The 19,690-nt window shown below is 68.2% G+C and carries 17 protein-coding genes and 1 pseudogene; 9 read left to right on the top strand and 9 right to left on the bottom strand.

What is annotated here, in order from left to right; translation table 11 throughout:
• Window positions 1-63: 63 nt before the first annotated feature.
• The 3 genes from gnd to dnaA form a co-directional block, all read right to left on the bottom strand.
• Window positions 64-939: a phosphogluconate dehydrogenase (NAD(+)-dependent, decarboxylating) gene (gene gnd, locus QF037_RS23925; RefSeq protein WP_307028481.1), complete on the bottom strand. Its 876-nt coding sequence runs from the start codon at window positions 937-939 to the stop codon at window positions 64-66.
• Window positions 940-1,072: 133 nt separating this feature from the next.
• A complete protein-coding gene (dnaN, locus tag QF037_RS23930; RefSeq protein WP_067436160.1) occupies window positions 1,073-2,203 on the bottom strand; it encodes a DNA polymerase III subunit beta in 1,131 nt (376 codons plus the stop codon).
• An 855-nt stretch (window positions 2,204-3,058) separates the two neighbouring features.
• Complete coding sequence (gene dnaA / locus QF037_RS23935) at window positions 3,059-4,987, bottom strand: chromosomal replication initiator protein DnaA (RefSeq protein WP_307028484.1); 1,929 nt, start codon at window positions 4,985-4,987, stop codon at window positions 3,059-3,061.
• Between the two features lie 374 nt (window positions 4,988-5,361).
• Between dnaA and rpmH the strand changes: the two genes are divergently transcribed.
• The 9 genes from rpmH (at window position 5,362) to QF037_RS23980 (ending at window position 12,326) form a co-directional block, all read left to right on the top strand.
• The gene (rpmH, locus tag QF037_RS23940) at window positions 5,362-5,499 is read left to right on the top strand and encodes a 50S ribosomal protein L34 (RefSeq protein WP_006381191.1); all 138 of its coding nucleotides are present in this window, start codon (window positions 5,362-5,364) and stop codon (window positions 5,497-5,499) included.
• A 21-nt stretch (window positions 5,500-5,520) separates the two neighbouring features.
• On the top strand, window positions 5,521-5,892 hold the full coding sequence (rnpA, locus tag QF037_RS23945; protein ID WP_307028486.1) for a ribonuclease P protein component: 372 nt from the start codon (window positions 5,521-5,523) through the stop codon (window positions 5,890-5,892).
• On the top strand, window positions 5,889-6,242 hold the full coding sequence (gene yidD, locus QF037_RS23950) for a membrane protein insertion efficiency factor YidD (RefSeq protein WP_266890082.1): 354 nt from the start codon (window positions 5,889-5,891) through the stop codon (window positions 6,240-6,242). The genes rnpA and yidD overlap by 4 nt, the downstream gene beginning before the upstream one ends.
• Window positions 6,243-6,245: 3 nt before the next feature.
• Complete coding sequence (gene yidC / locus QF037_RS23955; protein WP_307028488.1) at window positions 6,246-7,517, top strand: membrane protein insertase YidC; 1,272 nt, start codon at window positions 6,246-6,248, stop codon at window positions 7,515-7,517.
• Window positions 7,518-7,532: 15 nt separating this feature from the next.
• Window positions 7,533-8,045, top strand: coding sequence for a Jag family protein (locus QF037_RS23960; RefSeq protein WP_307028490.1), 513 nt, complete (start codon window positions 7,533-7,535; stop codon window positions 8,043-8,045).
• Window positions 8,046-8,172: 127 nt separating this feature from the next.
• Complete coding sequence (gene rsmG / locus QF037_RS23965) at window positions 8,173-8,892, top strand: 16S rRNA (guanine(527)-N(7))-methyltransferase RsmG (protein ID WP_307028492.1); 720 nt, start codon at window positions 8,173-8,175, stop codon at window positions 8,890-8,892.
• A 322-nt stretch (window positions 8,893-9,214) separates the two neighbouring features.
• Window positions 9,215-10,288: a ParA family protein gene (locus QF037_RS23970; protein ID WP_307037341.1), complete on the top strand. Its 1,074-nt coding sequence runs from the start codon at window positions 9,215-9,217 to the stop codon at window positions 10,286-10,288.
• Window positions 10,285-11,385, top strand: a complete 1,101-nt coding sequence (locus QF037_RS23975; RefSeq protein WP_307028494.1) for a ParB/RepB/Spo0J family partition protein — start codon at window positions 10,285-10,287, stop codon at window positions 11,383-11,385. Before QF037_RS23970 ends, QF037_RS23975 begins: the two co-directional genes overlap by 4 nt.
• Before the next feature lie 323 nt (window positions 11,386-11,708).
• Window positions 11,709-12,326 (top strand): GNAT family N-acetyltransferase, encoded by a 618-nt coding sequence (locus tag QF037_RS23980; RefSeq protein WP_307028496.1) that lies wholly within the window; start codon window positions 11,709-11,711, stop codon window positions 12,324-12,326.
• A 75-nt stretch (window positions 12,327-12,401) separates the two neighbouring features.
• On the opposite strand, the gene trxA is transcribed toward QF037_RS23980, so the two are convergent.
• The 6 genes and pseudogenes from trxA to murJ form a co-directional block, all read right to left on the bottom strand.
• The gene (gene trxA, locus QF037_RS23985) at window positions 12,402-12,734 is read right to left on the bottom strand and encodes a thioredoxin (RefSeq protein WP_081218330.1); all 333 of its coding nucleotides are present in this window, start codon (window positions 12,732-12,734) and stop codon (window positions 12,402-12,404) included.
• Window positions 12,735-12,779: 45 nt separating this feature from the next.
• Entirely contained in the window at window positions 12,780-13,748 is a 969-nt protein-coding gene (trxB, locus tag QF037_RS23990; RefSeq protein WP_307028499.1) for a thioredoxin-disulfide reductase, read from the bottom strand.
• A gap of 189 nt (window positions 13,749-13,937) precedes the next feature.
• On the bottom strand, window positions 13,938-14,804 hold the full coding sequence (locus QF037_RS23995; protein WP_307028500.1) for an anti-sigma factor family protein: 867 nt from the start codon (window positions 14,802-14,804) through the stop codon (window positions 13,938-13,940).
• Window positions 14,801-15,526, bottom strand: coding sequence for an RNA polymerase sigma factor SigM (sigM, locus tag QF037_RS24000; protein ID WP_307028502.1), 726 nt, complete (start codon window positions 15,524-15,526; stop codon window positions 14,801-14,803). Before sigM ends, QF037_RS23995 begins: the two co-directional genes overlap by 4 nt.
• Window positions 15,527-15,555: 29 nt before the next feature.
• Window positions 15,556-17,275, bottom strand: a pseudogene (locus QF037_RS24005) (serine/threonine protein kinase).
• 138 nt (window positions 17,276-17,413) lie between these two features.
• Window positions 17,414-19,666 (bottom strand): murein biosynthesis integral membrane protein MurJ, encoded by a 2,253-nt coding sequence (murJ, locus tag QF037_RS24010; protein WP_307028503.1) that lies wholly within the window; start codon window positions 19,664-19,666, stop codon window positions 17,414-17,416.
• Between the last annotated feature and the right edge of the window lie 24 nt (window positions 19,667-19,690).

The raw sequence follows: 19,690 nt of genomic DNA on the forward strand, positions 1-19,690 counted from the left end.
CCGACCTCCCCCAGCTTGTGGACTGCGCCTCGAGTCCTGTGGATCGCGACGCAGCCCTGTGGATTACTTCTTCTCGACCGCGTGGCCGCCGAACTGGTTGCGCAGCGCCGCGATCATCTTCATCTGCGGCGAGTCGTCCTGGCGGGACGCGAACCGCGCGAACAGGGACGCGGTGATCGCCGGAAGCGGTACCGCGTTGTCGATGGCAGCCTCCACGGTCCACCGGCCCTCGCCGGAGTCCTGTGCGTAACCGCGCAGCTTGTCCAGGTGCTCGTCCTCGTCGAGGGCGTTGACCGCGAGGTCCAGCAGCCAGGAGCGGATGACGGTGCCCTCCTGCCAGGAGCGGAAGACCTCCCGGACGTCCGTCACGGAGTCGACCTTCTCCAGGAGCTCCCAGCCCTCGGCGTAGGCCTGCATCATCGCGTACTCGATGCCGTTGTGGACCATCTTCGAGAAGTGGCCCGCGCCCACCTTGCCGGCGTGCACGGCACCGAAGTCGCCCTCGGGCTTGAGCGCGTCGAAGACCGGCTGCACCTTGGCGATGTTCTCGGCGTCGCCGCCGTACATCAGCGCATAGCCGTTCTCCAGGCCCCACACACCGCCGGAGACACCGCAGTCGACGAAGCCGATGCCCTTGGCCGCGAGCTCCTCGGCGTGCTTCTCGTCGTCCGTCCAGCGGGAGTTGCCGCCGTCCACCACGACGTCACCGGGCTCCAGGAGCTCGGCCAGCTCGTCGACCGTCGACTGGGTCGCGGCACCGGCCGGGACCATCACCCAGACCACGCGCGGGCCCTTGAGCCTGCCCACAAGCTCTTCCAGGCTGTGGACGTCGGCGAGGTCCGGGTTGCGGTCGTATCCGATGACGGTGTGGCCTGCGCGGCGGATCCGCTCGCGCATGTTGCCGCCCATCTTGCCGAGGCCGACGAGACCGAGCTCCATCAGTTGTTCCTTAGGTTGCTGTGGCGTGTGAGGCACCTTCGTACCCACGTCCGAGCCTAAACCCGGACGCTCACGCACACCTGTGGGCATACCCGCTCAAACGTATGCCCCGACCTGCGGGTTCTCTGAAGGGTCAGCCGCTCAGGCGCACCGGCATGATCAGGTACTTGTAGGCCTCGTCCGCCTCGGCGTCCAGCGCCGGCTTGCCGCTGAGCAGCGCGGGCTTCGTGGACGTCGTGAAGGAGAGCTGGGCGACCGGGGAGTCGATGGCGCTCAGGCCGTCCAGCAGGAACGTCGGGTTGAAGGCGATCGACACGTCGTCGCCCTCCAGCTGGGCGTCGACCCTCTCCACAGCCTGTGCGTCGTCGCTGGAACCCGCCTCCAGGATGAGCACGCCCTGCTCGAAGCTCAGCCGCACCGGGGTGTTGCGCTCGGCGACCAGGGCCACACGCTTGACGGCCTCCACGAAGGGGGCGGTCTCGATCACGGCGATGGAGTTGAACTCCGTCGGGAACAGCGAGCGGTACTTCGGGAGGTCGCCCTCCAGGAGGCGGGTCGTCGTACGACGACCGGCACCCTCGAAGCCGATCAGGCCCTCGCCCGCACCCGAGCCGGAGAGCGCCAGGGTGACGCTGTCGCCGCTCGTGAGCGCCTTGGCGGTGTCCAGGAGCGTCTTGGCGGGCACCAGGGCCACCGCGGACGCCTCGGGGTTCTCCGGCTTCCACAGGAACTCGCGGACCGCGAAGCGGTAGCGGTCGGTGGAGGCCAGCGTGACGGTGTCGCCCTCGATCTCGATGCGCACACCGGTCAGGACGGGCAGCGTGTCGTCGCGGCCGGCGGCGATGGCGACCTGCGCGGCGGCGGAGGCGAAGACCTCCCCCGGGACGGTGCCGGTCGCGGTCGGCATCTGCGGCAGTGCCGGGTACTCCTCCACAGGCAGGGTGTGGAGTGTGAATCGCGAGGAGCCGCAGACCACGGTCGCCCGTACCCCGTCTGTGGAAATCTCCACCGGCCGGTTGGGGAGCGCGCGGCAGATGTCGGCGAGAAGCCGGCCGGACACCAGGACCGTGCCCTCCTCCTCGACCTCGGCCTCCACGGACACCCGTGCCGAGACCTCGTAGTCGAAGCTGGACAGGCTCAGCTGGCCCTCCTCGGCCTTCAGCAGAAGGCCGGCGAGGACAGGCGCCGGCGGACGGGCCGGGAGGCTGCGTGCCGCCCAGGCCACTGCCTCCGCGAGTACGTCGCGTTCCACCCGGATCTTCACTGTTGCCGCCTCCTGCTGTTGCCGGCGCTTCGCTCTGCCTGGCCCTCGTCGTCTGACTCGGTGTCGTCAGCCCGGTGAGGGGAAGGACACCGGGGAACAGTCTGACGCACCCCACTGACAGTAGGTGCCTCTCGGGGTCAAGTCGTGACGAGGGGCAGCCGGGAGCCGGACAGCGAGTTGTGCACAGGGCCCACTTCGAAACGGATTCCCAGCTCTCTCTAGTTGGGAGTAGTAGTAGGGGCTGTGGAAACGGTGGATAACTGCGTTTGCGCAGGTCACACCGGAAATTTTGTCCACTGACCCTGTGGGCGGAGGCGGTGGACAACCGGCCTCATCTGTGGAGAACAGAAAGTTCTGCACATCCCGTGCACAGCCTGAGGCGACTTCTCCCCAACGCCGTCCCCAGCTTTACCCACGTTTCCCACAGGCCAACCCGGCACCTTCGTGTGACGCCTTTCACTCGACCCGGTGAGCAGCCGCGTCGCGTTGCCGAACAGTGGACAGCGGTGTGGAGAAACTGGTGATCGCTGGGGACAACGCGCCTCAGCCTGTGGGTTGCCGGTGGACAACTTCGTGCACAGCCTGTGGATCTTTTCTCTGTCCACAGCCTGTGGAGATCCTTCGTCCACGAATCCACAACCAGGTGACCTGCCCTGATGGTCATTCAACACGGGCGCCTGTGGACACAGTCTGGACAACTTCCCAGTCCCCAGGGTGTGGACGGGAAAAAGTCACCGAATCTGTGGAGAGAGGCCGTAACCCGGCAGCTATTCGAACACCGGGCTACGAGGTCATGAAGAAGGGCGCCCTCGGGAACTCGTCCCGGGGCGCCCTCAGCGGGTGTCTCTGCGGCCGTCAGCCGTTCTTGATGCGGTTCGTGAGCTCCGTGACCTGGTTGTAGATGGAGCGCCGCTCCGCCATCAGATTGCGGATCTTGCGGTCCGCGTGCATGACCGTGGTGTGGTCGCGGCCGCCGAACAGCGCGCCGATCTTCGGCAGCGAGAGGTCCGTCAGCTCCCGGCACAGGTACATGGCGATCTGGCGGGCGGTCACGAGTGCGCGGCCGCGGGAGGTGCCGCACAGGTCCTCGACGGTGAGGCCGAAGTAGTCGGCGGTCGCGCTCATGATGGCCGTCGACGTGATCTCCGGCGCCCCGTCGTCGCCGCCGGGGATGAGGTCCTTGAGGACGATCTCGGTCAGGCCCAGGTCCACCGGCTGCCGGTTGAGCGACGCGAACGCCGTCACCCGGATCAGCGCCCCCTCCAGCTCGCGGATGTTGCGCGAGATGCGGGAGGCGATGAACTCCAGGACCTCCGGCGGGGCGTTGAGCTGCTCCTGGACCGCCTTCTTGCGGAGGATCGCGATACGCGTCTCCAGCTCCGGCGGCTGGACGTCGGTGATCAGACCCCACTCGAAACGGTTCCGCAGCCGGTCCTCCAGCGTGACCAGCTGCTTGGGCGGCCGGTCGCTGGAGAGCACGATCTGCTTGTTGGCGTTGTGGAGCGTGTTGAACGTGTGGAAGAACTCCTCCTGCGTCGACTCCTTGTCCGCGAGGAACTGGATGTCGTCGACGAGCAGGATGTCCATCTCGCGGTACCGCTTGCGGAAGCTGTCGCCCTTGCCGTCGCGGATGGAGTTGATGAACTCGTTGGTGAACTCCTCCGAGCTCACATAGCGCACGCGCGTGCCGGGATAGAGGCTGCGGGCGTAGTGCCCGATCGCGTGCAGCAGGTGCGTCTTGCCGAGCCCGGACTCCCCATAGATGAAGAGGGGGTTGTACGCCTTCGCGGGCGCCTCGGCGACGGCCACCGCGGCGGCGTGCGCGAAGCGGTTGGAGGCGCCGATGACGAAGGTGTCGAACAGGTACTTCGGGTTCAGGCGGGCCGTCGGCTCACCCGGGCCCGCCGCAGGTGCGGGCTTCGCGGCCAGCGGGCTCGGGGCCCCACTGGACCCGGAGACCGCCGGGCCGCCGCGGTGCACGTGCCCGCCGCCGGAGGGCGGCTCGGGACGGTCGCGGCGCGGGCCCGGCTGGTCGTACTCGGAGGAGCGGCGGGGCTGGTCGTAGTCCGGCCGCTGGTCGTCGTAGGGGGGCCGCTGCTGGTCGTAGTCGGGGCGCTGGCCGTCGTAGGGCGGACGGTCCATCTGCTGCGGGCGGTAGTCCTGCGACGGCGAGGAGTAGGAGTCCTGGGAGTACGACTCCTGCGACGGCGGGGTCGCGTACGGGTCGCGCTCGGGGAAGCCGAGGCGCGGCTGCTGCCAGCTGTACTCGTCCTGCTGCGGGCGTGGCCAGGCGCCGGGTTCGGGTCGCTGGTACTCGTTCGGGTAGGCGGGACGCGCGGTGGGCAGCTGGTCGTTCTGCTCGGGACGGCCCGGCCGGCGGTCGTCGGCGCGGTGGCGGCCGTAGCCCTCGTACTGCCGATCGGTCTGGCCGTCGTACTGGTTGGAGGGGAGCTCGGGCTCTTCGTAGCGTGGCTGCGGGCGGGCGGCCGGAGGGGCCGGGGGCTCGCCGGCGGAGTCGTCGACGGTGATCGCGATGCGGATCGGGCGGCCGCACTCGCGGCTCAGCGTCTCGCTGACGATCGGCGCCAGGCGGCCTTCGAGTACGCCCTTCGCGAATTCGTTCGGTACGGCGAGCAGGGCGGTGTCGGCGACCAGCGCGAGGGGTTGGCAGCGGCGGATCCAGTGCTCGTCCTTCGTCTCGACCCCCTGCCCACGGCCCCCGTCGAGGAGCTGCTCCAGTACTCGTGGCCACACTGCGGCAAGATCGGCAGGTACGTCAGCCACAGGGCACGCTCTCTCACGGGGTCCCACGATCGTGTGGTGTGGGACGAGTCGGGATTCAAAGGGGGTGGGGCACAGACATGGGAACGAATCGGAGTTCAGCCACGGTAGTCAGGGCGACGGGTGCGGTTCAAGTTGTTGTCCCCAGCCTGTGGATAGTGTCTCCTGGTGACCTCTGGTTTGACCGGATGGCGTAGCCGCGCGTACCGTAACCAGGTCGAGTTGTCGATGGCTGCTGCCGCCTGCCTCCGATGGGCACAGATCGCGTCAGGTGATCGGGAAGCGGTGCACTCGGGCGTAAGCGAGAGCTACTCGTGGGCGCACGGTGACAGCCAGGACGGCACCCGCCACCACCGATTGATTTCTGGAGCCCCCGAGTGAGCAAGCGCACCTTCCAGCCGAACAACCGTCGTCGCGCGAAGACCCACGGCTTCCGCCTGCGGATGCGTACCCGTGCCGGTCGCGCGATTCTCGCGAACCGCCGTGGCAAGGGTCGCGCCAGCCTGTCCGCCTGATCCTGATCAGGTCATGACGTCGTGCTGCCTACCGAGCATCGGCTGAGGCGGCGCGAGGACTTCGCGACCGCGGTACGACGGGGGCGCCGGGCAGGCCGCCCGTCCCTCGTCATCCATCTTCGTAGCGGTGTCACGGACCCGCACGCGCCTGGGGAGAGCGCTCCCCCGACGCGTGCGGGTTTCGTCGTGAGCAAGGCCGTGGGCGGTGCGGTGGTGCGCAACAAGGTGAAGCGCAGACTGCGGCATCTGATGCGCGACCGGGTCGAACTGTTTCCCCCCGGTAGCCTGGTAGTCGTACGAGCGCTGCCCGGTGCGGGTGACGCCGACCATGCACAGCTGGCCCGAGACCTGGATGCCGCCATCGAGCGGTTGCTGGGAGGGGGCGCGCGATGAAGTACCCGCTGCTGGCTCTGATCAAGCTGTACCAGTGGACGATCAGTCCGCTGCTGGGGCCTGTCTGCAAGTACTACCCGTCGTGCTCCCACTACGGCTATACGGCCATAGACCGGCACGGTGCGATCAAGGGCACGGCACTCACCGCCTGGCGCATCCTGCGGTGCAATCCGTGGTCACTGGGCGGTGTGGACCATGTTCCGCCCCGCAAGCGCCCGCGGTGGCACGAATTTCTGCGTAACGCCTGGCGTGCACGCAAGGGCGGGCCCTCCGCCGCCGAAACGGCCATTGAAGGACAGACTCCTTCGAGCCCGGCCGCAGAGACACCGTCCCATGCCCAAGGAGCATGATTAGTGGACACGATTGCCAGCCTCTTCAGCTTCATCACGACACCTGTCTCCTGGGTCATCGTCCAGTTCCACAAGGTGTACGGCGCCGTTTTCGGGCCTGACACCGGGTGGGCCTGGGGCCTGTCGATCGTGTCCCTGGTGATCCTGATCCGTATCTGCCTGATCCCGCTCTTCGTGAAGCAGATCAAGGCGACCCGGGCCATGCAGACGCTGCAGCCCGAGATGAAGAAGATCCAGGAGCGCTACAAGAACGACAAGCAGCGCCAGTCCGAAGAGATGATGAAGCTCTACAAGGAGACGGGCACCAACCCGCTCTCCTCGTGTCTTCCCATCCTGGCGCAGTCGCCGTTCTTCTTCGCGCTGTACCACGTGCTCAACGCCATCGCGAACAACGACACCATCGGCTCGATCAACCAGAGCCTGCTGGACAGCGCGCAGAAGGCGCACATCTTCGGGGCCCCCCTGGCCGCGAAGTTCACGGACAGCTCCTCGGACGTCGCCGCGCTCGACGCCTCGCTGACCACGGTCCGCATCGTGACCGCGGTCATGATCGTGATGATGTCGGCGTCGCAGTTCTACACGCAGCGCCAGCTGATGACGAAGAACGTCGACACCACGGTGAAGACGCCGTTCATGCAGCAGCAGAAGATGCTGATGTACGTCTTCCCGGTCATGTTCGCCGTCTTCGGCATCAACTTCCCCGTCGGTGTCCTCGTCTACTGGCTGACCACCAACGTGTGGACCATGGGCCAGCAGATGTACGTCATCCACAACAACCCGACCCCGGGTTCCAAGGCCCAGGCCGCCTACCTGGAGCGCCTGACCAAGCACGTCACGAACCACGGCAAGACGCGCAGCCGTGGTGAGAAGGCCATCGTCAAGGCCATCGTGGCCAAGGGCCGCGACCGCAACGAGTTCGAGCGCAAGTTCATCAACGCTCTGAGCAAGACGGGCCTCGTGGCCCAGGCGGACGGCACCGTGGTGAAGGGCGAGGCCCAGGCCGCCGCCGAGACCGAGGACGGTACGCCGACGACCGGCGGTACTCCCAAGCGCCAGCAGCCGAAGCGGCAGAGCAAGTCGCAGCGGCAGTCCGGTGGTGCTTCAGGTGCCCCGAAGGCGGCCGACGAGCCCACGTCGCTCACCAAGTCCGACGAGCCCGAGGACGCCAAGCCCGCCGCTCCGGCCAAGAAGCAGCCCGGCGGCAATACCCGCAGCAAGGCCCAGTCCGGACAGCGCAAGGGTCCGCAGCGGCCCAAGTCCCCGTCCAAGAAGTAAGAAGGAGTCCATCCCGTGACGGAAGGCACCACCTCCGCTGCTGCCGAGGGTGTAGACACTCTGTCCCGCCTGGAGCAGGAGGGCGAGATCGCGGCGGACTACCTCGAGGGTCTGCTCGACATCGCCGATCTCGACGGCGACATCGACATGGACGTCGAGGCCGACCGTGCCGCTGTGTCCATCATCAGCGACTCGGGCGGCCGCGACCTGCAGAAGCTGGTCGGCCGCGACGGCGAGGTGTTGGAGGCGCTCCAGGAGCTCACGCGCCTGGCCGTGCACCGGGAGACCGGGGACCGCAGCCGGCTGATGCTGGACATCGCGGGTTACCGCGCCAAGAAGCGTGCCGAGCTCTCCGAGCTGGGTGCCAAGGCCGCCGCCGAGGTCAAGAGCACGGGTGAGCCCGTGAAGATGCAGCCCATGACGCCGTTCGAGCGCAAGGTCGTGCACGACGCCGTCAAGTCTGCCGGTCTGCGCAGCGAGTCCGAGGGCGAGGAGCCGCAGCGCTTCGTCGTTGTGCTTCCCGCCTGATCGGTCCGTACGTTCCTCCGGCCCCGTCTGTAGCGCAGACGGGGCCGAACTTTGTCAGCCTGATAGTTCTGGTGGATGTGGTGATCGGCGCCGCGTGCGCCCATCGCGGTACGGAAGGACGGTCCCCGTGACGGAGGCAGCGGAGCTCCCCCCTGCGCCCGAGCAGGCGCGCACGGTGTTTGGTGATCGCTACGCGGACGCGGTCCGGTACGCGGAGCTGCTCGCCGAGGCGGGCGTGCAGCGCGGTCTGATCGGGCCGCGTGAGGTGCCCCGGCTGTGGGAGCGGCACCTACTGAACTGCGCGGTGCTCTCTGAGGTCGTTCCCGAGGGTGTGACGGTCTGCGACGTGGGCTCGGGTGCCGGCCTCCCCGGCATTCCCCTGGCGCTCGTTCGGGAGGACCTGAAGATCACGCTGCTGGAGCCCCTGTTGCGGCGCACGACCTTTCTGACCGAGGTCGTCGAGATGCTCGGCCTGGACCATGTCACGGTCATGCGGGGGCGTGCCGAGGAGGTCATGGGCAAGCTGCCGCCGGTGCACGTGGTGACGGCGCGTGCCGTGGCCCCGCTGGACCGTCTCGCCGCCTGGGGCATTCCCCTGCTGCGCCCGTACGGCGAGATGCTCGCGCTCAAGGGCGACACGGCGGAGGAGGAGCTCAAGGCGGCCGGCACGGCGCTGAGCAAGCTGGGCGCTGTGGAGACCTCGGTCCTGCATGTTGGGGAGGGCGTGGTGGATCCGCTGTCCACGGTCGTACGGGTCGAGGTCGGTGAGAGCCCTGGCGGTGTGCGCTTCGCGGCGAAGCGGGCCAAGGCGGCTCGTACGGGGCGTGTTCGTAGACGTCGGGGCTAGCTGTCGGGGATGGTCATCGGGGGCGGCCGGAGTCGGCGACGTCGACGGCGCCGCTGATCCGTCCTGACGACGAGACGTACTCCACACAAGCTGTCAAACCTACGCATGCCGGAGTGTCGCGGCACTTCGGGCTCTGCTGCTGTGCATCGTGTTTCACGTGAAACGTCGCTCACTGTTGCACGGCATCATCAGCCGTGGTCGCGCCGCGGCCGAACCGCGTGACCGGAAGCCTCTCGGGTCTCTCGGAGAGGTAACGGAGTTGTCCACAGAGGTGGATTTCTCCACAGAACGCCAGGCCTCACTGGTTCACGACCCCGAAGACATGGGAGGCTCTGTTCATTGCGAGCCTGAAGTCGAGGAGAGTGAATCGTTGCGGTCCGACGCCAACATCGCGGGACCGATGACCGATCCGGTCCCCGGTCCCCGTACCGAGTCGATGGGGGACGATGTTTCACGTGAAACACCGCCCCCGATGGACGACACCCCCATCGGTCGCGCTGCCCAATTGGCGGTGGAGGCTCTGGGCCGTGCCGGTGAGGGCCTGCCTCGGCCTGAGCAGACCCGCGTCATGGTGGTCGCCAACCAGAAGGGTGGCGTGGGCAAAACGACGACAACGGTCAACCTCGCCGCTTCGCTGGCGGTGCATGGCAGCCGTGTCCTCGTGATCGACCTCGACCCGCAGGGCAACGCGTCCACGGCCCTGGGTATCGACCACCACGCCGAAGTGCCGTCCATTTATGACGTCTTGATCGACAGCAGGCCGCTGGCCGAAGTCGTCCAGCCGGTCCCGGACGTAGAGGGTCTCTTCTGCGCTCCCGCCACGATCGACCTCGCCGGCGCGGAGATCGAACTGGTCTCCCTGGTGGCACGTGAGAGCCGGCTTCAGCGGGCGATCCAGGCGTATGAGCACCCGCTGGACTACATCCTCATCGACTGTCCGCCCTCGCTCGGCCTGCTGACCGTCAACGCGATGGTCGCCGGTGCCGAGGTTCTCATTCCGATCCAGTGCGAGTACTACGCGCTGGAGGGTCTGGGGCAGCTGTTGCGCAACGTCGATCTGGTGCGGGGCCACCTCAACCCCCACCTGCATGTCTCGACGATCCTGCTCACCATGTACGACGGCCGGACGCGGCTTGCGTCCCAGGTAGCGGACGAGGTGCGCACCCACTTCGGTGACGAGGTGCTGCGGACGAGCATTCCCCGCTCGGTCCGTATCTCCGAAGCGCCGAGCTATGGGCAGACGGTGCTGACCTACGATCCAGGATCGAGTGGCGCCCTGTCCTATCTTGAGGCGGCACGAGAAATCGCGCTGAGGGGCGTGGGCGTCGCCTATGACCCGACGCAGGCCCATATCGGCACCCAGAGCAATCCGAGCATGGTGGAGGGCATTCAGTGAGTGAGCGACGGAGGGGTTTGGGCCGTGGGCTCGGCGCACTGATCCCTGCTGCCCCGACGGAGAAGACGCCGGCTCCGGCCGCGGTGGGGGGCGCCGGTTCCGCGTCTCCGTCGGCCGTACCGGTGCTGACGACCGACCGAGGAGTGGCTGCGGCGAAGGTTGCCATGCTGCCGCCTGTTTCACATGAAACCGAGGAACCGTCGGTCAACGGCTACGCGGAGACGCCCGCGCCTCCCGTGGGCGCCTTCTTCGCGGAGCTCCCGCTCGACTCCATCACGCCGAACCCGCGCCAGCCGCGTGAGGTCTTCGACGAGGACGCGCTGCAGGAACTGGTCACCTCCATCCAGGAGGTCGGTCTCCTCCAGCCGGTCGTCGTACGGCAGGTCGGTCCTGCGAGCTACGAGCTCATCATGGGTGAGCGGCGCTGGCGGGCCAGCCGTGAGGCGGGCCTGGACGCGATCCCGGCGATCGTGCGGGCCACGGACGACGAGAAGCTCCTCCTGGACGCGCTCCTGGAGAACCTGCACCGGGCTCAGCTGAACCCGCTGGAAGAGGCTGCCGCCTACGACCAGTTGCTGAAGGACTTCAACTGCACGCACGACCAGCTGGCGGACCGCATCGGCCGTTCCCGCCCGCAGGTCTCCAACACCCTGCGTCTGCTGAAGCTCTCGCCGTCCGTCCAGCGCCGGGTCGCCGCCGGGGTCCTGTCCGCCGGACACGCACGCGCCCTGCTCTCCGTCGAGGACTCGGAGGAGCAGGACCGCCTGGCTCACCGGATCGTCGCCGAGGGACTCTCGGTGCGTGCCGTCGAGGAGATCGTGACCCTCATGGGGTCGCGGCCACAGACGGCTCAGCGTTCCAAGGGGCCGCGAGCCGGCGCCCGTGTCTCGCCGGCGCTGACCGACCTGGCAGGCCGTCTCTCGGACCGCTTCGAGACGCGGGTGAAGGTCGACCTGGGGCAGAAGAAGGGCAAGATCACGGTCGAGTTCGCCTCCATGGAGGACCTCGAGCGGATCCTCGGCAGCCTCGCCCCCGGAGAGGGCCCTGTCCTCCAGAAGAGCCTTCTGGACGGCGACGCCGAGGACGTGGAGGACTAGAGCCTCGGACCGGCAGGGCACGATGCCCGGCAGTCGACGGAGCGGGCTGTGTCCGGTGGGTACCGGACACAGCCCGCTCTTTGCTTTCAGGCGGTATCGAGGCAATCACATCGTGGATACGATGCGTTCGGGTATGGCGCATCCACCCGGCAGCACCTTCAGGGGAGGGCAGGTGTCATGCGAACGGTGAGCCGCACCGGACTGGTGAGCGCGGGCCTGGGGCTGGGCGCGGTCGGCGGCTTCGTCGGCAGCCTGATCCGGGAACGCGGCGCTCTGACAGCCGCCCGCGATGCCGCGGGCGAGGGAAGCGAGGAACAGCCTTCATGGGCCGTCGGCTCGTACCGCTCACGCTGGACAACCTTCAGGACGTTCCCAAGCGCTGTCGCTCGTGTGTCTTCTGGGAGCTGGACCCAGTCAGCGGCGAAGCCGCGGTAAAGGCAGGCACAGCTGCCCTGGAGAAGGAAGCTTGGATCTCCTCGGTCATGTTGGACTGGGGATCGTGCGGCCGGGTCGTGTACGTCGACGAGGTGCCGGTGGGCTTTGTGCTCTACGCTCCTCCGGCCTATGTCCCCCGCTCGACGGCTTTTCCCACGAGCCCCGTGTCACCTGACGCCGTGCAGTTGATGACGGCGTTCATCATGCCCGGATATCAGGGACAGGGGTTGGGCAGAGTGATGGTCCAGACGGTGGCCAAGGATCTGCTGCGACGGGGCTTCAAGGCGATCGAGGCGTTCGGGGACGCCCGCTGGCGGGAGCCGGCCTGTCTTCTGCCCGCTGACCACCTTCTGGCAGTGGGCTTCAAGACGGTCCGTCCTCATCCCATGCATCCTCGCCTGAGGCTGGAGCTGCGGACGACGCTCTCCTGGAAGGAAGACGTGGAGATGGCGTTGGACCGGCTCCTGGGCGCCGTGCAGAAGGAACCGGCGCTACGGCCGCTGTAACGACAGTGGGCCGGCCCTCACGGGCCGGCCCACTCGTGTTTCACGTGAAACATCATTCAGGTGTCATGCGAAACGTCACTCGGCGATGAAGTCCTCGAGGTCGCGAACGATCGCGGCCTTCGGCTTCGCACCGACGATGGTCTTGGCGACCTCGCCACCCTGGTAGACGTTCAGGGTCGGGATGGACATGACGCCGTACTTGGCGGCCGTACCCGGGTTCTCGTCGATGTTGAGCTTGACGATCTCGATCTTGTCGCCGTACTCGGCGGCGATCGCCTCGAGGGACGGAGCGATCTGGCGGCACGGACCGCACCAGGCGGCCCAGAAGTCCACCAGTACGGGCTTGTCGTTCTTGAGGACGTCCTGCTCGAAGGAGTCGTCGGTCACGTTCTTCAGGGTGCCGGCCACGGCGGGCTCCTTAACTGGTTGTGCGGGGTGGGGTGGGAGGGAGGGTCAGACAGCGGTCTTCTCGGGCTCCGCCTGCTCTTCGTCCGCGAGGGCGGCGAGGAAGCGCTCGGCGTCGAGGGCGGCGGAGCAGCCGGTGCCGGCCGCGGTGATCGCCTGGCGGTAGGTGTGGTCGACGACGTCGCCGGCGCCGAAGACACCCGTCAGGTTGGTGCGCGTTGAGGGGGCTTCCACCTTCAGGTAGCCCTCCTCGTCCAGCTCCAGCTGGCCCTTGAAGAGCTCGGTGCGCGGGTCGTGGCCGATTGCGATGAACAGGCCGGTCACCGGGAGGTCCGAGAGTTCGCCGGTCTTGAGGTTGCGCAGCTTCAGGCCGGCCAGCTTCGGGTCGCCCTGGATCTCGGCGACCTCGCTGTCCCACACGAACTTGATCTTCGGGTCGGCGAACGCGCGCTCCTGCATCGCCTTGGAGGCGCGCAGGGTGTCCCGTCGGTGGACGATCGTCACGGACTTGGCGAAGCGCGAGAGGAAGGTGGCCTCCTCCATCGCCGTGTCACCGCCGCCGATCACGGCGATGTCGTGGTCCTTGAAGAAGAAGCCGTCGCAGGTCGCACACCAAGAGACGCCACGGCCGGAGAGGGCGTCCTCGTTGGGCAGGCCGAGCTTGCGGTGCTGCGAGCCCGTGGTGACGATGACGGCCTTCGCCTTGTGGACCGTGCCGGCGGTGTCGGTGACGGTCTTGATCTCGCCGGTCAGGTCGACGTTGACGACGTCGTCCGGGATGAGTTCGGCGCCGAAGCGCTCGGCCTGGGCACGCATGTTGTCCATGAGCTCGGGGCCCATGATGCCGTCCTGGAAGCCCGGGAAGTTCTCCACTTCGGTGGTGTTCATCAGCGCACCACCTGCGGTGACGGCGCCCTCGAAGACCAGCGGCTTCAGCGACGCGCGCGCGGTGTAGAGCGCCGCCGTGTAGCCGGCAGGCCCGGAGCCGATGATGATCACGTTACGGACGTCGCTCACGACTGGGTTCCTCGTCTCTGGACTGCGTCAGTACGGCCGGTGGGAGCCCCTCTCAGAACTCTCACCCCACCCAACGGATCCTAAGGGGCGCGCATTCCCGGTGTGTCCGGGCACACGGAGAGGCGACACCGTACGGGATACCACGTCGGCCGGTGGTGAAGGGTCAGCCCGTGAATCGCGCGTGAAGTGTCAGTCTGCGGGCCGTGTGTAGGAGTGCGTCAGCAGAACCTTCGCCGAGGACGAGGAATCCGTTTCGCAGGCGGCGTCGACCACGTAGGCATCGACACGGCTGGTGTCCTTCGCGTGGGGCATCAGCACGAGGTACGCCGGGTCGCCGTCGTAGGTACCCTTCTTGGCGGCCAGCGCTTCGTCCGCGCGACCGATGCCCTGAAGGACGCACGCAGGCACCCGAGGGATGATCTTGTTCTTGAGGTTGTTCTCGGGGACGGTGTTCACACCGAGACTCTGGGGGGCACGAGAGCGTTCCTTGGAGTTCTGCGTCAGAAGCGCGGAGACCTCGGTCTCGACCTTCTTCCCGGAGAACACGTCGGCCTGCGTGGACGGGCCGGACGGCTTGCCGTCGTTGAAGGACGACAACAGCACCGAACCGAGCCCCAGAGCGGCGACCGTGAACACTGTGCCGAGAACGGCGATCCTGCGGCGCCCGTCACGGGAGCGGTCCTTGCGGCCCGGGCCCGTGGTGGAGCTGCGGGGGCGCCCGGCGGGCCGGTCCGTCGGCACCGATGTTTCACGTGAAACATGCGCCTCGGCGAGCGCGGGGACATCCACGGTGTCGGGGACTGTGGCGTTGAGCAGAGCCTCGGCGGCCAGGGCGGCGTCGATGCGGCTCGCGACATCGTCGGGCATACGCGGGGGGCCCGGCATCGTACCGAGCAGACCCCGGATCTCCTCCAAGGACGCGTGGACGTCGGCGCAGAGCTCGCATTCGTCCAGATGCCGTCGTACGTCCGTGGTCCGGGACGGGGGGAGAAGGCCTTCGGTGAGGTCGGAGATCTCCTCGACGTCCGGGTGCCCGGCCGTGTCTGTTGATGTCATGCTCGCCCACCTCCGCCCTTCACAGCAGCTGAATCGCCTGGACCTGTCTCACGGGGGCCTCTGGCACGAGGTTCCGCTGCGGGTGGGACGGATGTCCCCTGCACCTGGTTCCGTCCCCCGCCCGGTTCTCTGCCGGCACCGGTGTTTTCCGGCCGCAGATGGGTGAGGAGGGGGAGGAGTCTGGCTCTGCCGCGGGCGCAGCGGCTCTTCACCGTGCCGGTCGGGATGTCGAGCATGCGGGCGGCCTCGGCCACCGGGTATCCCTGCATGTCCACCAGGACGAGGGCTGCCCGCTGGTCGGGCGGAAGCGTGCCGAGAGCTTCCAGGAGCTGGCGGTGCAGATCATTGCGCTCCGCGGGCGCCGAGGCCGACTCGTGCGGCTCCAGCAGCTGCTCCAGACGTTCGGTGTCGTCGACCGGGGACGTCTTGCGGGAGGCCGCTTTGCGGGCGCGGTCGAGACAGGCGTTCACCGTGATGCGGTGCAGCCACGTCGTGACGGCCGACTGGCCGCGGAAGGTGTGGGCGGCCCGGTAGGCGGAGACCAGGGCGTCCTGGACGGCGTCAGCGGCCTCCTCGCGATCCCCGAGCGTCCGCAGGGCCACCGCCCACAGGCGATCACGGTGACGTCGTACGAGCTCGCCGAAGGCGTCGGGATCGCCGTCCACATGCCAGGCGAGGAGGTCCTGATCGCTTGCGTCGCCGTATGCGGTGCCATCTGCCATCGGACCCCCTCCCCTGGGTTGCGGTGCGCTCAGCCCTTGAACGTCACGTCGGTCACTGCCTGCTTGTAGCCGGCCCCGCTGAACCCGTCCGTCGGCGCGTACGGCACGGCCGTGATCCACAGCAGCACGTACTGCGTCTTGACGGTCTTCGACGCCTTCACTGTAAGAGAGTTGCCCTTGGTGGTTGCGGTTCCGATCTCCGTCATCCCGTCGACGCCCGTCGAGGGTGAGAGAGAGTCCGTGGCGTAGAGCTTCACGGTCGTGTTGTTGCCCGGGTACCGGAGCCCTATCGACGCGGTCGAGATCTCCTGCGACGAGCCGAGGTCATAGACGATGCCCACGCCCGGCTTGTAAGGGGCCAGTGTCGGACCGGCGTTGTAGCGCTTGGTCCGCCAGTACGTGGAACTGTCGCCGTCGTAGGTCAGCTTGACGTCACCGGGCGCCTGGGCGACGCCGCTCGCGACGTATTCCTGGGCTTCCTTGATGCCGAGCGTCTTGGTCGGCCTGGGCTTGTCGCTGCCCTTGTCGTTGTCGTCCGTCGTCTGTGTCTGGTTGGTGTCGTCGGACTTGTTGCCCTGGTCCATGAGGGCGTCCGCGAGCTGCCAGCTGCCCAGGCCCAGCGCGGCGATCAGAAGGGCGGACACGGCCCACTTGAGGGCTCTGCCGGTGCGGCTCTGCAGCGGGGGCGGAGGGGTCGCCATCACCTGCGTGGCGCCCGGGTGCGGCGCAGGGCGGCCGTAGGTGCCCTGCTGGTACGTCGTGCGCTGGTACTCGGGTGGCGCGGTGAACGCCGGCTCCGGCGGACGGATGCGGGGCATCTCGCCGATCGCCTTCACCAGTTCCTCGGGCGTGGCGCACGCGGACTCGTGGCGGGAGGCGGTCGCGCCGTCGTTGACGAGTGCGCGCATCGACAGCTCGGACAGGCCGCGGTGCACGCCGGCCCGTACCTGGTCCGGGGCGATCAGACCGACGTCCTTGGGCAGCCCGGACAGGCCGTAGGCGTCGCTCTCGTACGGCCAGCGCTGGGTGAGCCCCGCGTACAGCAGGGCACCGATCGCCTCCGTGTCGGTGCGCTGCGGGGTGTCGGAGGTGATCCCGCGCAGCGCGGCGTTCACGGCGAGGCCGCGGATGCGCCACTGGCCGCTCGAAGTACGCAGCACCGCGTTCGGGTTCAGGCGCAGATGCGCGAGGCCCTCGCGGTGGGCGGCCGCCATGGCAGCGGCGATCTGGCTGACCATCTGGTAGGCGTCGTGCGGCTCCAGCGGCCCGGGGGCCAGAAGCGTGGTCAGCTCGGTGGCATCGGGCAGCCACTCGTGGACGACATAGACGAGATCGTTCTCCTCGACGGCGTCCAGGACCTGAACGAAGCGAGGGTCACCGAGCAGCGCGGACGAACGGCGCCGCGGCCAGGACGGAACGAGCCCGTGAGTGGTCCGCGGGCAGGATGTGGACGCCGACCGCGCGACGGAGTTTCTCGTCGACCGCACGCCAACTGCTGAAGCCGTCCAGACGGGTGACGCACTCCTCGAGCCGGTAGCGTCTGGCGAGCTTGTGGCCGCTGTGCAGTTCGGGCGGTGAGGCTTTCCCGGGACTCTCGGTCCCGCCACTCCCCTGTGCCTCTTCGTTGTCCGTGTCCCGCTCCCGATTCTGGGCCTCCCCGTCGGCCGTGGACTGGTCCGCTTGTGCGGTCAGCGGCTCGTCGCCGCTGTTGTCTGCCACGTCGACGGCAGCCGTGCTGCGTTCCGCCACCGTCGTTCCTGCCTCCCCATTCGATGCGCGCCGACCGACTTCCGTGCGCGCCGTCCGACGCCGAACCCAATTGTGCCCACAGTCCGACGCTATGCACGACACACGGTGGCGGACGATGGTTGTGCGCGTACCCGTTTATCAGCGCCCCAGCCGTCCGCGCACCATGCCGACCAGGGAGTTCAGCTCCTCGATGCGCATCTTGCGAGCGGCCACGAAGAAGATCCCGAGCAGCACGACCCCGCCGACGACCAGGGCGGCGAACGATCCGACGACACCCTGGCCGAGCGTGTGGCCGATGCCGTAACAGACCGCGCCGCTGAGGACTGCCGCCGGTACCGAGGCGATGCACAGTCTGGCGTACGTCCGCATCACGCGGGCACCGTCCAGGTCCCCGCCGAGCCGCTTGCGCAGACGGCTCCAGGCGACGCCGACGCCGATCATGTAGGCGAGACCGTACGAGGCGGCCATACCGACGACCGCCCAGCGCGCCGGCAGTACGAAGTAACAGGCGGCGGACGCGACGGCGTTGACGGCCGCCACGATGACCGTGTTGTAGAAGGGCGTCCGGGTGTCCTCGTAGGCGTAGAAGGCGCGCAGGACGACGTACTGCACGGAGTACGGGATCAGGCCGAGGCCGAAGGCCATCAGCATGAAGCCCATGTTCGTGGCCTGGTCGGCGCCCGAGGAGCCGAAGATCAGAGTGCACATCGGGATGCCGAGAGCGACGAACCCGAAGGCGAGCGGCACGATGGCCACCGCTGTCGTGCGCAGGCCCTGGGAGATGTCGTCGCGCACGGCACCCGCGTCGTCCTCGGCGGCCGAGCGGGAGATGCGGGGCAGCAGGGCGGCCATCAGGGAGACGGTGATGATGGCCTGCGGCAGGCCCCAGATGAGCTGGGCGTTGGCGTAGGCGCTGAAGCCGGTGCCGGGGACGCCGGAGTCCGTGATGGCCGCGGTGGCCAGCTGGGTGACGACAAGGGCGCCGGCCTGGTTGGCGAGGACGAAGAAGATCGTCCACTTGGCGAGCATCGCGGCCTTGCCGAGGCCGTGACCCTTCCAGTCGAAGCGGAGACGCACCTTGAAGCCGGTCTCACGCAGGTAGGGGATCATCGCGAGGGCCTGCACGACGAGGCCGAGCAGGACGCCGACACCGAGCAGTCGGACGCCCTCGGGCGGGATGCTCTGGACCGTCATCCCGGAGCGCTCGGACGTGCCGTACACCCACAGGAACGCGCCGAGCGTCACGATGATGACGATGTTGTTCAGGACCGGCGTCCACATCATGGCGCCGAACCGGCCGCGGGCGTTGAGGATCTGGCCCATCACCACGTGGATGCCCATGAAGAAGATCGAGGGCAGGAAGTACCGGGTGAAGGTGACGGCGGTCTCATTGGCCGCGGGATTACTGGCCAGCGGGTTCGACAAAGCTCGCACCAGGAGCGGCGCGGCGAACATGACGAGCACGGTGAGCACGCCGAGGATCACCATGACGAGCGTCAGCAGCCGGTTGGCGTACGCCTCGCCGCCGTCCTCGTCGTCCTTCATGGAACGCACCAGCTGAGGGACGAACACGGAGTTGAGGCCGCCGCCGACGGTCAGGATGTAGATCATCGTCGGCAGCTGGTAGGCCACCTGGAAGGACTCACCCAGCAGGCCCAGACCGAGAGCGGAGACGATCATCGCGGAGCGCACGAACCCGGTGATCCGGGACACCATCGTGCCCGCCGCCATCACCGCGCTGGACTTCAGCAGGCCCGTGGCCTTGCCGCCCTTCTTCGCCGGAGCCGGTGCGGCCGGAGGCGGTACGGGGGCGGTGCCGAGGTTCATGGTCCTGTCCGCGGAGGGCGGCATGGGGGGCACGGCGCCCGGGACCGGTGCCGGGGAGGGGCCGGGGACCGACGGGGGCTGGTACGGCGATTGGCCGCCACCCTGCTGCTGGTCACGGAAGAGGTGGGCGAAGGCGTCCGGCTCGTGGCGCTCCTCGGCGGAGTGCGTGACGAGGTCGTCGACGCCGACGTACTGAGTCGTGCGGGGGTTGTCGCCGTACGGCAGGTACTGGGTGGGGCCCTCCGGCTCGGGGGCCGGCGTCTGGGCCCACACGTGCGGGTCCGGTGCGTACGGGGACTGCTGCGGCTGGGCGTACAGCGGCTGCTGCGGCTGGTACGTGCCGGGGGGTGGCGGAGGGTGCGCGGCGCGGTCGTAGAGCGCCTCGGCGACCGGGTCCTGGGCGGAGAGGTCCTGCGCCCGGTAGGGGTCCTGGTCGTAGGCGTCCTGGAGGTACATGTCCGCGGGGGGCTGCGGCGGCACCTGACCATGCTCGGGCGGCGGGCCGTCGGGGTAGCCCGAGCTGTCCGCGGCCTGGCCGCGGTCACCGTCGTACGGCGCGTTCATGGTTACCCCACCTCATCGTCCCGG

The sequence above is a fragment of the Streptomyces canus genome (assembly GCF_030815415.1).
Lineage (GTDB): Bacteria > Actinomycetota > Actinomycetes > Streptomycetales > Streptomycetaceae > Streptomyces > Streptomyces canus_F.